Origin of the sequence: Pseudarthrobacter sulfonivorans (genome assembly GCF_031454915.1) — a bacterium.
In the GTDB taxonomy this organism is placed as follows: domain Bacteria; phylum Actinomycetota; class Actinomycetes; order Actinomycetales; family Micrococcaceae; genus Arthrobacter; species Arthrobacter sulfonivorans_C.
The window spans coordinates 29,691-42,855 of record NZ_JAVDRS010000001.1 but is presented as its reverse complement, the minus strand read 5'-3'; the positions used below and the strand labels follow the sequence as shown (position 1 = coordinate 42,855).

Annotated in this window: 7 protein-coding genes; 2 read left to right on the top strand and 5 right to left on the bottom strand. The window is 67.4% G+C overall.

The features are described from left to right. Positions 1-71: 71 nt before the first annotated feature. Both J2808_RS00175 and J2808_RS00170 read left to right on the top strand, forming a co-directional pair. Positions 72-347, top strand: a complete 276-nt coding sequence (locus J2808_RS00175) for a hypothetical protein (protein WP_309809877.1) — start codon at positions 72-74, stop codon at positions 345-347. Continuing rightward, positions 344-676, top strand: a complete 333-nt coding sequence (locus J2808_RS00170; protein ID WP_309809874.1) for a hypothetical protein — start codon at positions 344-346, stop codon at positions 674-676. The genes J2808_RS00175 and J2808_RS00170 overlap by 4 nt, the downstream gene beginning before the upstream one ends. Here J2808_RS00170 and J2808_RS00165 read toward each other — a convergent pair. From J2808_RS00165 to J2808_RS00145, 5 genes are all read right to left on the bottom strand, one after another. Next, entirely contained in the window at positions 666-1,271 is a 606-nt protein-coding gene (locus J2808_RS00165) for a globin family protein (RefSeq protein WP_309809871.1), read from the bottom strand. The genes J2808_RS00170 and J2808_RS00165 overlap by 11 nt on opposite strands. 103 nt (positions 1,272-1,374) lie before the next feature. Further along, positions 1,375-2,589: an acyltransferase family protein gene (locus tag J2808_RS00160; protein WP_309809869.1), complete on the bottom strand. Its 1,215-nt coding sequence runs from the start codon at positions 2,587-2,589 to the stop codon at positions 1,375-1,377. Between the two features lie 607 nt (positions 2,590-3,196). Further along, positions 3,197-6,325: a hypothetical protein gene (locus tag J2808_RS00155; protein ID WP_309809866.1), complete on the bottom strand. Its 3,129-nt coding sequence runs from the start codon at positions 6,323-6,325 to the stop codon at positions 3,197-3,199. After that, positions 6,322-11,598 (bottom strand): hypothetical protein, encoded by a 5,277-nt coding sequence (locus J2808_RS00150; RefSeq protein WP_309809861.1) that lies wholly within the window; start codon positions 11,596-11,598, stop codon positions 6,322-6,324. The genes J2808_RS00155 and J2808_RS00150 overlap by 4 nt, the downstream gene beginning before the upstream one ends. Before the next feature lie 22 nt (positions 11,599-11,620). Next, positions 11,621-13,057, bottom strand: a complete 1,437-nt coding sequence (locus tag J2808_RS00145) for a hypothetical protein (RefSeq protein WP_309809858.1) — start codon at positions 13,055-13,057, stop codon at positions 11,621-11,623. Positions 13,058-13,165: the final 108 nt, after the last annotated feature.

Below are 13,165 nucleotides of genomic sequence, written 5' to 3'. Positions count from 1 at the left end.
CCGGGTCTAGGCTGGGTCATGCAGCCGTGCCGGGTCCAATACGCCGGCGCCCGGACCAGAAAGCGATCGCCATGAGCAGCGACCCAGTCTTAGCGGGCCTCCAGGCGGAATTGGGCTGGATCCGGGACGCATACATGGAGCTGCACCGGCACCCGGAACTTAGCTTCGAAGAGCACCGGACCGCCCAGCTCGTCGCGGCGAAACTGGCCACGTTCGGATACGAGGTCACGCACCTGGGAGGCACCGGCGTCGTCGGCGTCCTTGCCAACGGAGAGGGCGCCACGGTCCTGGCGCGCGCGGACATGGATACGCCCAGTTTCCGCTTACCAGCAACAACACTGCGGTGACGGAGCAGGTCACTGCCGCCTTCGCCGCGCACTTCGGTGCCGGCGCAGTCCACGCTGCGGAGCGGCAGACAGCGTTGGAGGATTTCGGCGGCATCCCGGACGCCTTCGGCGTGCCGTACACGTTCTGGCTCATCGGCGGCGTGGACCCGGAAACGTACCGCGCCGCCGTCGAGAACGGGACAGTAGCCCGGGACATCCCGGCGAACCACTCCCCCTTCTTCGCCCCCGTCATGGACCCGACGCTGGGAGTCGGGTCCGTGCGCACATCATCGCCGCGCTGTCCTGGGTTGGGAGGGCTGCATCCAGTCCCCGTTAGCGCTAGGGAATAGCCGCAGCATCTGCTTTCTTCGCCGCCACCAACATGTCTCGTGCTCCGGGTTGCAGATCGTGCAATTCGGCGAGGAACTGACTTAAATGCGGCCATGATTGGTAACCATCTACGTGGGCACGGTACGAGATGAACCAGTTGGTCTGGGGCGCGAGATTTTGCATGGCAGCGCCCCAAGTCTCGACCACATGCTCTCGAACCACATCCCCTTTTATGGCGTACATTGCGAGCGTGTCGTAGTGCGCCAATGCCCTATTGATGCGCCTGAATTCGTCCGTCCCCAGGTCCGCAATTTCTTCCGACTTCCTGATGTCAGAAAGGAGAGCCCTCCCCAACTGGATGTCAGCGTCAAGAAGCTTGGTGTGCATCGAGTTGAAGAGGTCAGTCTTACTCTTGTTTACGTTGAAGTTGAAGGTCCTGAGAGCAACAAGAAACGCCGCTGCAGCTACGGAAGCCGCGGCCAACTGGAGCCATGGGCCGGAGACTCCAGGGCCGGTCAACAGCCGGACGACACAGGTGAAGACCGCGCCGACAACAGCGCCAAAAACCCAGACACCCAGTGTCTCGCCCCGCCTAAGGGTACTTTTATGTTTCATCGACACAGCTTATGGCCGTCCAGCCCGGCCAGCGTCAATTGAACGGCGCTCTGACGGGCCGCTGCCTCCGAAGCAATCTGGCGAAATGTGACGGGACGGACGCCTAGCTCCGGCCGGCGGACTCCAACTCCCGCTCCGGTTCCCGAACGGGCCGGACGGGCACAACGGCGTCGGGCTCCAATTTTCTGGCGGCCCAGCGGCGGACGGGGCGTTCCACAAAGCGGAATGACAGGTAGGCCATCAGCCCGGTCAGGGCCGCCGCCAGCGGCACGCGAAGCCAGGGGGAAGGGATCAGGGGAATCAGCAGGAGATAGACCGGCATGTGCCAGAGGTAGAAGGCATAGGACAGGTCTCGGCCAGGGTTGGCGAGCCAGGGATGGCTCAGGACCCTGGCGCCAAGGCCGGCCGGGTGGAGGACAAGCCAGCCAATGACCAGCCCTGCCAGGATGGACAGGGCAGCGGGGCCGGCGGTCCAGAAGATATCAAACCATGCACCTGGCGTGTTCGGTTCCTGGATCATGAGCACGGCTGCCAGCAGGGCGAGCCCTGCCAACGGTCCGGCCCAACGTGCACCGGCCAGCAGGAAGGCATGGAACCGGGAACCCGGACGCACGGTGGTGAAGACCAGGGCCATGACGCACCCGAGCAGCAGCTGGTCCGCCCGGGTATCCGCCCCGTTGTAAATTCGGGCCAGCGGTACCCCGCCCGATACCAGGAGGAACCGCTCCAGCAAGAACGCCGCCGCGAAGACTGCGGTGACCCAGGCGGCAGCGCGGGCCTTGCAGAACAGCAGCACCAGCAGAAGGAGCAACGGCCACACCAGGTAGAACTGTTCCTCGACGGCGAGCGTCCAGGTGGGAGCCAGCGCGCCGCCGGTGATTGGGGAAACAATGAGGCCGGCACGGGCCAGATTCATCACATAGGCCGCTGCCGGTATGGCATAGCTTTCCTGTCCGCCCAGCCCTGACGCTGGAAAGATCAGGGCGACGGTCGCCACGAAGGCGCACACAATCAGCAGCGCGGGCCATAGGCGGGCGAGCCGCTTGGCGTAGAAAACGCCCAGACGCAGCCGGCCCGTGGCCTGGTACTCCTTCATGATCAGAAGCGTGATGACAAAGCCACTGAGCGTGAAGAAAACGTCCACCCCCATGGAGCCGCCTGGGGCGAACTCCGTCACGGTATGGAAAAGAAAGACCGCCGCTACCGCGACTGTGCGCAACCCGTCGAGTGCGTGCTTGCGCCCGGACAGCAGCCCTGTTTCGGGCGCGAACGGGCGTTGCATCGTCGTGGGGGGTGCCCCGCTAGACCGTGAACTCATCAAGCAAGCATATATAACGGATGCATAACGCTCATAAACGGCTGGCTGGAGGCAGCCTGGCCTGGACGCAGATTCGACCGGTTAACTTACCCTGCGGTCCCGGGATTCGGCAGAATCTCCCTGCCCCGCCGGGGCGGAGCACGCATCACATCGGCCGACAAACTGGTGGGGGCAGTCCATGGGATCTGAGTCGTCCCCGGTAGGCACTTTGACTCGCATGGGACCCTGCCACTTTCCGTCCACGTCGCGATGGGCTTTAGTTGTATCCGCTAAGGCGATGCTGGCGCCGGCGGTGACTCTAGAGGGCCTAAATCCCGCCGGCAACATCAGTAAACCTCAGGTACCGGCCCGACGCACGAGTAGCCAGTACTCACATTTTCAACGACGACTACGGACCTTGTGTGACCGCACTTTGCGGCCGTCTCATGATGTTTACCTTCGCGAAACTTCAGTCCGCATACAATCTTGGAATGGGGACAAAACAGCAACAAACTTTCTGCGGGGCATGCGGCAAGACCACCAATCACGTGACCCGGTACCAAAAGGACGACAACGGCGGGCCGCTGATTGCGACAGTCCGGTGCACCGAGCACACGGACTCAGCCCACTAGACTCGGCGCGGCAGGCTCCGCCGGCCGATGGGGTCCACCACCAGGACGTCGTAATGGACGCCTGCGGGAACGGGCGCCGACTCGGTCCACGTCAGTTCGGCGGCGGAGATCGTTTGGCTGGAGGCCAGCTCGGCCGGGATTCCCGGCAAGCCCCGGTAGAACTCCAGACCGTAAGGCGCGACGGCGGCGCGGTGCGCCACTGGCAGGCCCGTCACCGTCAGCATCGGGGACCCGTCGGCCGCTTGGGTGCGCGCAACTTCCGGTACTGCCGGGCCATCCGGCGGTATCAGCAGCGACTCGGCAGCGAGGGAAGGATCACTCCAGGCTGCCTCCGCCACATCCCCCACAGAGGACCAGACGGGTTCCACGCCTCCGGCCACGGGCACCGGTGACACGCCGGGCGGAATCGGCGGCTCAGCCGGGTAACGGACCTCCGCCAGCCAGGTGGTCCGCACGAACGGCACCAGATCGGCTGCGGGAACAGTCAGGGCGGCCGTCCAGATTCCGTCAGCTGCCGGCCCTAAAACGCCCGAGCCCCACACCGGGGCATACGTCCGTTCCTTGGTGCTGGAAAGCGTCCGACGGATCCGGTACTCGGCGGCTCCGCCCGGCGACGCCGCCAGCAGGTGGGCCCGCAGTCCCAGTGCCCGGACGGTAAGCGTCAGGCCCGAGGCGGGACCGGTCACAGCGTCCAGCGCGGGCGTGGGCGGACGGTCCGTTCCCGGCACGGCAACCGGCACCAGCCCGCAGGCGGCGAAAGCAGCCTCGGCGCCGCCCTCGGTCAGCGGCACAACCCGGACAAATTGCACACTCCGCAGCGCTCCGGGAATGCGGGTCCGGAAATGCACGTTCCCGTCTCCGGCCGGGGTGCCGGCCACCTCTCCGAGGAACGTAAAGAGCTGCTTGTCCGCCAAGCCGCCGCCCGCGGCATGGATGGGGCCCGCCTGCTTGGACCGGACGTGGCTGTCCGGCAGGGCCACCCCGGCAGCATCCGCCAGCCGCCGCGCGTCGCCCAAGTACACGCGGTACCGCGCTGCACCTTCCCGCGGCGGCCACCGCAGGGCAAGCTCCGCCTGGCCCGTCGCGTCGGGCTCCCCCGTCCAGAGGATCACCGGTGACGTCGGCACGGCCCGCGGTGCCCGCGCGTCGTATACGTGGCAGGCAGTGGTCCCTGCCTCGGACTCGGCGCCGTCCGCGTCCACATACATGGCAACCACCGGCACCCGGCGCTGCTGTCCCACCCGGAAGGGGCCGGGTTCTGCCTCGGTGGCCACCGTCTCCCCTGTTGTCACTGCCATCGGCGGCAGCGGCACCCCGTCCACCGTGATCCGAAGTCCGGCGATCGGCAAAGACCCCGGCGCACCGTTCGCGGGCGCCGGAACGACGTACCGCAGGCGCAGGCGGCCCGGGACGCGGAGGCCTGACGACCCGTCGTCGGCCTTGGGCGTATAGGTGGCCTCCACCTGTGGTGGCGGCGGCACCGGCCGGGGTGGCAGAGGGCGTTTAAGCGTTGCACCCTGGGACCATTGCCCGAATTCGTCCGCCTGCCAGACTTGCCAGCCCGCGCCATCCGGGTGGGGCGGAACGTCGCGGTCCGTGACAAGCCGGCGGTTGTTGCTGGCCCAGTTTGGCACCAGCGGCAGTACGCGCGTGGGCAGCCCGGTGCCTGGCGGCGGGTACTGCCGCTGCAAAGGGACAGGCTCCCCGGGTGACATCCTCGCGAAGCCCACCATTCCCCGTGACGGTGCGGTCCCGAGCGAGACCTGCTGCCGCCAGCTTTCCGGTCCCGGGCCCTGGGGATTCCCGTGGGCGTTCCAGGCGCCGGGCGCCCCGGCCGCGAGCATGAACGGGTCAGGAGCGTCCGGGGGTGCATCACCTGCCGAGACTGCCACCGCAAACAGCGTGACGATGGACCATTCCCCGTGGCCGTCCTCGGTCTGGCGGTTGACGACGTCGGCCATCAGGTGTTCAGCATCGGGAAACTTCTCGTTGAGGCGGCTGGTGATGGCGGCAGGCGACGACGCTCCCCGCAGGAACTCGTCCAGTGTCACCGGGCCGCCGTTGAGGCCTTCATGCCGGAGGACCGTTCGGTTCCGCTGGACCGCCCACCGGCTGGCGATGACCCACGTATCCACCTCGTTGTCTTCTGCCGTCTCTCCGTAGGGAATGGTTGTGGCCAGCCCAAGGTAGCGGGCGATCTGGGGGTCCACCGCCATGGTCAATAACGACGGCGTTACGGGCGCGCTGGTGACCATCGCAGCCCCCGTGCCGGTATCGCCGGTCCCGGTGCGGACCGCGTGGACCGGTGCCACCTCCGGACCGGTGAAGCCGTCGGCAAGCCATGGATCAACCAGGTCCGGCGCCACCGAGTCCGCAATCCGACCGGCCTCGGCACCGGGATCGGTATCGTCCGGAAGGTTCCCGGCCGGATTGTCCGGCGGGGACAGCCGCCGCGGGGCGGCTATCTTGACCCGCTCAATGGCCTCGGCCCGCGGGTCCGTGGTGGGGTCGGCCGCGTACCAGTTACCGGACGGCTGGGGCAGGCCGAAGACGAAGTCCGGCGCCTTGTGAAAGTAATCCTCCAGTGCCAGGTCAGAAAAGCGGATAGCTCGCACCCGGCGGACTGCGCCTTCCCCGCTCACGCGAAAACGAGTGATCTGGGTGTGGCCGAACCGGAACGGACTCTGGCGGCGGGTTGCAAGGATCCTGTCGGTCCCATTGCCTGGAGAGTGCATGTCCAGCAGGTCCAGCCGGACCCCATCGCCGCCGTAGTCGATGTCGAAATCCATCCAGATCCAAGGATTGGCAGCGTCCGTCCCCAGCGTGGCTCCGGTGGCGGAACCACCGGCATCCCGGAGGTCGAACGGGACGCTGAGCGCCTGCCCGTTGGCCCCGGTCCACAGAATCTGCAGCTCCCCGCCTTCCTGCGGATGCTGATGGGGTTCTCCGCCGTACGGAATCCGCCAGGCTGCAAAGGGATGCAGCGGGAAGCCGATCCAGGGGTTGAGCTTCACCCGCAGGTGGAACCCTTCCGTCAGCCACGGAACGTGGGCGCCGGTGGCAACGTCATAGGTGGAGAGTGCATTCGCCCGAAATAATGACGCCGGGGCCGGTATTGCGTTCATGCCAGGTCCTCCACAAATCCCGGTGCAGCGGCGATGGGGCAGCTCAGCGTGGACGTTGCGGGCGCCGTCGCAGACTCAAGCGGCACCTGTTGCAGCGTAACCGTCAGGCCGAGCGTCCCGGCGGGGGTGAACGGCGCCCCGGTCAGGAACAGGAGCCTGTCGCCCGACGCCGAACGGATCACCTGTTCGAAGGTGCGGCCCGAACTGGCCAGCGAGCGCACCAGGACGCGCCCGCCGAAATTGGCCAGCCCCAGGGTGTCCGGCCGGTGGATCGGCTCGGGGGCCTCCAGCAGGACACCGTGCAGTGCCCACCCGTCACCCGCCCGGCACCAGAGCCCCGTGGAGCGCGGCTCCCCGGCAACCGGCCGCCGGCCCAGTCCGAGCCGCGTGAGCGCCTGCTGCACCGCACCATCGGAGGCGGTGTCCCCGGCATTCACCGGGACCCTGCCAACCTCCATGTCACCGTGCAGGCCAGGGTCCGGAGCATTGCCGAACCCCATGTTGGCCAGAAGGTCCTCCGGCCGGTTGTACCGCGAGGTGGAGAACACCACGCCGGGGATCTCGGCACCGCCGGTCAGCCCGCCAGCGCCGGTGTCCAGGAAGGGAAACGCCAGAAAAAGGTCGTACTGGCTCAGCGGCTGGAGTTCCGGACGGCCGCCCAGGGTGGCACCGGGTGGCGGGTACCGGCAGGCGCCGGCCACCGATGTCAGGCCGTGCAGTCGGATGTCGGCTTGAGCCTGGAGGGCCGAGACCGCTGCCTGCCAGATACTGCTGGCCGGAAACTCCTGGATTTCGAACGGGTCGGGCTTTCCCTTGGTGGGGTCGGTCCGGCGGACACGGAGTTTGGTGTCGTGGTCGTAGGCGGCGGCCAGGTCCGGGACATGGTTGACCTCCATCTGGACCCCTACCGCGTCCTTGAGGAACCAGTACCGGGCCTTGTCGGCCGGCATCCAGGACAGGACGTACCGTTCCAGATAGGCGGGATCGAACTGGTCAGTCCGCAGCATCTTTGCCGGGGACGCCACGTACCGGTCGTAGTGCAGCTTCGCCACCGCCGCCGTCGTCTGCGGGTATTGGAGACCCGCGCTGGGAGCCGGGCCGCTCATCTTCGGAGTCCGGAACCAGTAGCGGTCCGTATGCACCACCGGGGCGGCGGTGGTCCCTGATTCGGCGCGCTTCCCCTCCCCCGAGACGGTGACGTCAATCCGGTAGATGGTGTTAGGCGCCAGCATCTTCCGCGGGGTCACGGCAGTGGCCTTGGCAGCTGCCGTCTGCGCTGCCGCCTGGGCAGCGGCCGTGGCGCCGGCAGCAGCAAGGCTCGCGGTCTCGGTCACTCCCCGGATCCCCAAAACCACGACGGCGAGCGCCGCTGAGTAGCTGAGCCGGACTCCCAGATAGGGTCCCCCCGATTCGGCGTACGTGCGGACGAAATCGTCGCCGATGCCGTCCTCATCGCCCTGCGGAGGGAAGCCGGAGCTGCCGTTCTGTCCAATCAAATAGACGTGGAGGCGCCGGTCAGCGTAGTCGGGGGGCCACTTCGGCAAGAGGAGCGCCAGGAAGGGATCGTGCAGGGGCCGGTCGAAGGTCAGGGTGACCGTGATGGGCACCTCGCCGATCACGCTGGTCCCGTCAGGGTCCTGCACATCCCGTGGGAAGCCCACAACGTGCGGCAGGCGGAAGCCGCCGGTAAAGTCCCTGGCCATGGTCCCCAACGGCGCGGCGAAGGCTGCGGGCCCGCCGAGCTGCAGCGGGAACTGGTGCGGAAGCAAGGCAAGCGTGCTTTCGTCAATCAGCTTTTCCCACCAGCGCGCCGCCACGCGAACCTCGAAGGACGAGGCGAAGGGTCCCGGCGCCGCTTCGGTGGGCAGCCGCCACCCCTCGCCCGGCCCGTGCCGCCTGCCCAGTGCCCCCAATGCCCAGCCGGGCCGGGCAGCGTGCACCTCCCGGCACCGGCGGGCGACGGCGGGAAGGGGGTCGTGCGGGTCGTCTACCCCGCCGTCCACCAGCTTGCGGGTCCAGAGCGTGGTCTCCCAAGTCAGCAGCGCAAGCTCGCGGGCGCCCGGCTGGCCGGTCTGGCCGGCTTTGTTGGCCTGCCAGGCCGCCTCCAGGGGACCGGCCACAGCCGTTTCCCCCAGCGTGTCCGGGTTCATGGCCGTCAGCTCCACCGAGTCCAGCGTGTACGTGTAGCTCAGGCGCTCGTTGCCCACCACGCCGTCGCCCACGGCGCTGGCATCCCACACCAGTTTGTCGGTGAAGGGTCCGGCGGCGAGGGCGTTGGCGGGGCCGGTGGTGAACTGGAGGATGGGAATGACGTCCGGCCAGACTATGGGGATCGAGGCCCCGCTGGGGATGCCGTCCGCCCGGAGCGCGCCGGCCACTTTGGTATAGCGGTGGTCGGAGAGAGCCACGGACGCCAGGGGCCATTCCGTGGGTGCCGGGATAGCGTCGGACTTTTCGCCGATTTGAATTTCGACGCAGCCCTCGAGGCTGAAGAAGAAGAGGTCCACTTCCCCGCAGACTTTGAACTTGACCCAGGCGTCCTCCAAAGCGGGGCCGACCTGGAGCATGATCTCCGCGCTGGCGCCGATGGAGACCGGTCCCAGGTGGAGGCTGCCGGACAGGTGCCCTTTGCCGGCGAGGAAGAACGGGTTGGTGCCGATGCCGATGATTGCCGAGGCTGAAAGATCCAAACCGACCAGCGGGTTACCGTACGTGGCGGTGAATCCGGCACCGAAGCCGATGGCAAAGCCGGCCAGGGACATGGCCGGGTCACCGCCCAGGCTGGGGATGCCGTTCCCCTGGACCATCAGGTATGCCCATGCGCCCACGTCCAGGATGCCGGGGAGGATTCTGGCCTGGATGGGCCCTGGACTGGTCCGGTCCAGGGCGCCGTCGCTCCCCAGCCGGACATACCAGTCCCGGGAAGGTCCCTTAGAGGGGAAGTGGGCGCCGAAAGGCACATCGATGGTGAAGAGGACCGGGATTTCGTAGTGGCCGCGCACGGCGATGGTTACGCCGTCGGGTGCGACAGCGAGCAGGCCGAGGAAACTCAGGCCGGGCGCGGGCGGGGTGCCGAAGTTGCCCATCTCGACGCGCTTGGCCAGGACCTTGCCATCGAGGCTCGCCCGCAGGGAGACGTCCGGGATTCCGATCACAATGACCGCACGGGCGCTGAAGGTCCAGCCGAGGTCCGGGGCCGTCCCGACCACCGCGCCGAGGCCGAACACGCTGCCGCCGGGAGCACAGGCGTACTTGGAGGGGTTGAGAGGGTCGATGGTGAACTGGAATTCCACCGGGTCCTGGCCGGGAGGAGCGATGGGAAGCTGGGCGTTGACGCCGAAGATGCCGCCCAGCCCATAGAGCCCCAGTCCGGAGTTGGCCAGCGGGATGGGTCCGGGCAGGTCGACGCCGAGCGCGAAGACCAGCTTGTTGACCCCCTGGCCGCAGTCCTCGTAGCTCAGCCGGGCGAACCCGCCAACGTTGAGCGGGAGGATCTTGGCCGCCAGTGCAAGGTCCAGCCGGCTTTCCGCCAGCGACGCTTTGCCCCTGGCCTCGAACAGCCCCGGCATGGTGAGTGATGCATCCAGCCCCCGCAGCTCCGGCCTGAGCGCACCGCCGGGGCCCAGCGTGACACGCACGGTGGCTCCATTGACCGAGACCGGCCCCAGGTCCAGGGCAAAGCGCAGGTCAATCTCGAACCACTGTGACCCGTGTCCGGACCTGCTGCCCAGGACGTCGAACAGGTCAGAGACCGTCCCGGGTGAGTCGATCTTCCACCCGCCGGGATCCTCCACGCCGATGTCGGCTTCGCCGAAGGAGAGGTGGAAGCGGTCCATTCCGGACTGGGCGAAGTCCACCAGCATCCGGACATTCCGGTAGCGGAGGCGCATCGGGATGTTCGGCTTCATGCCGATGCTCATGAAGCCGAGTCCAATCGGCCTGACGAGCACGTCCACGCTGTAGTCGACGCGGAGGGTGAGCCGGGTTCCGGCCGCTGCCAGTCCGGCGTCGATCTCCACCGCGTGCAGGGTCACCGAACCGTCGTCGAGGAAGGCGCTGAGCCCCGCGGCGGCCACGAGCAGCGCGTGGAGCGTGGCGCCGAACCCGTCATACCCGGGCTGGGTGGGTTCCTCGGCGTCGGCAATGAAGGCGGTGGCCAGGGCGGCGGCGGTCACAATCACCTTCCCGCCGGTGCTGTCTCCCTCCACCGTCAGCAGTCCCTGGTCGCCGCCGGCCTCGACAATCAGGCCAAATTCGAGATCCGTGGTGCCGGGCACCCGGGTGAAGCGCCCGGTCACCTTCAGGGGGCGGCCGCCGAGAAGGGCGACGGTGCCCACGCCCGGGGGGCCGGCGGTCTGGTCCAGGTTCCACATGGTCCGGATCTCGATGGCAGTGGGCAGCGCCGAGGCCAGCGACGTGGCACCGGGATCGTCCCAGGTGATGTCGACGTCGAACGCCGGGCGTGACCCTTCAGCCGGGATCTTCACCTCGCTGTGGCCGTACAGGCCACGCGGCAGTCCCAAATCCACTTCAACAGGGATGGGTCCGGCGCCGATCAGCGGCGTGCTGGCAGGCAGGAACAGCTCCGCCTTCCGGAGCGCGACGCCCTGCCACGGGGCCGCCTCCGACGGCAGCGGGCGCCCGTCGCCGTGCTCCACCGGTGGCGGGGCGAGGGCAGCGGAGCTGTCCACGGTGAGGCCCCCGGGCAGGTGGATGCCGAACCCCTGGCCGCCGACCAGGAAAGCCGGCGGGTTGATACCTGCCCCCATCATGCCGCTCTGCGCCGTGTCCAGGGCAACAATCCCCTGCCGGGCCGAACTGCCTGCCTGGCCTTCGATCCGGATGGCCAGCGGGTCCGCTCCGTTGAGCGTCACGGCAACGCGGACCGCCGTCGGGTCCTCAACCAGCGTCCGCTTGCCGGCGGCGTCCACCTGCACTTTTCCGGGCCGGCAGGCAGCGGGAAGTTTGAGGAGGCCGCTGGCGGGTTCGAGGTCGAACTGAAAGCCTGTGGGGGCTTCTGCCGGTCCGGTCAGGCGCAGGTGAAAGGGAATTGCCGGTCCCAGCGGGGCGATGTCCAGCCGCGCGAAGCCCCCGGCGGAGTCGTTCGCCGACGCCTTGACCTCGCCTTCCATCGGCGGGTGGCCCGGGCTGGCCGGCAGGGGCGCATCAGTGGAGAGGTGCTCCAGCAGCAGCCGGATTTCCTGCGGGAAGATGATCCGGTCCGCCGCTCCCGGCAGCAGGGTTTTTACGACGTCGAAGATTGTGTTCGCCACGGACGCGCACCTTCTCCTTGCACTAGTTCCAGGGTTCGTTGCCGAAGCGCAGATCGTGGTTGGTCAGAATGTGATGGGCGAAGGCGGCGTAACTGGAAGGGTTGGTGACTGCCTGCTCAGCCGTGAGTGTGGCGTAGCCCGGCTCCCATTCCGTGGCGCTGTCCGGGTTGTTCCCTACGAAATGGACCGTCTCGTGGATGATGATGGCGGCGCGCAGCTTGTCGCCGGCGCCGTCCAGCCCGGAGTTTCCGATCGTATCGAACGGCCGGTAGGAGGGGGTCAGGTGCGTGGCCACGTCGCGGAACGTGTAGCCGCGGGTGTATTTTGCCCGGCTGCCCAGATGGGTCACGGCCTGCTGCTTGCTGACCTGGCTGAAGCTCGAGGTTCCGGTGGTCAGACGGGCTAGCACCAGGTTGTAGGTGGTGAGGATGGCCGAGAGGGCTGCCTGGATACCGCCTGCGTGGTTCTGGGCGTGGAAGTGGGTGAGTAAGGCAGCGTCTGTAGCCAGCCACTGGACATCGTGGACGCCGCTCACCAGTCCGAGCTGGTAGGCGGCAATGGCGGCTTGGGCGCTGACCACCCAGGTACGGGCAGTGGCGATATCCCGGTTGAGCATGGCCTGGAACGCCGGCGCCGCCATCATGGGACGGTCAAAGTCCCAGATCCTTTCGTGTCCGGTGGCAGGGTCCCAGTCGAGCACCCGGTCACCGCCAAGGTAATGAATGATGCGACCGGCGGCGATCTCGCCCGCCCAGCTGTCCTCCATCTCGAGCACCGTGAAGGGGTCCGTGTTGTCACCCGAAAGGGATCGGTCGTAGCGCCACACCGTGACCCGCCCGGAGGTCTGGTTCCAGAACAGGAGCAGATCCCCGCCGAGGTACAGCACCTGGTAGTTGGACAGGACACCGTCCCAGACGGTTTCCGTTACCTTGGTGGGCAACGGGTCCGTGGTGGTGCGGGCACGGTCGTAGTTCCAGATCCTTGCCCGCCCGGTGGCGGGCTCCCAGTCCAGGACGCGGTCGTGGTCCAGGTAGATGAGCGTATGGCCCTGGCCGATGCTGAAGAATCTGGCCGAGTTCACTTTGGTGGGGATGGGGTCGCCGCTGGTGATGCCGCGGTGGTACCGGTAGATCCGGACGTTCTTGGTGGCCAATTCCAGGTCCATGACGTTGCCCTCGGACCAGTTGCCCGGCGTGTCAGCGAGGTGGGTCAGGGTGTGGCCGGCGCGGATGGTGGCGAAATTTCCCTCTGTGCGGGCTGCGGGCCGGTAAGGATCGGCGGTGGCGCCGGGCGCCGGTTCCCCCACCCACACGCTGTAGTGGCCGGTCTCCGCAACCCAGTCCAGCAGTTCCCCGCCGCCGGATCCGCCCAGGGAAATCAGGTGGTGCGTGGAACCGGGGGTATTCCGGATGGTGGACCAGGTGTGTTCGTTGAGCAGAATCTGCAGAGGATCCACCACTGAGAATTCCTCCCTGCCTCATCTAACGAGCCCTAAAGGGCCAAAAAGCCGCACAGGAAATCCGCGGAAAGCGGTTGGTCCGCTGCCGAATCGGAATTTTTAGATGGG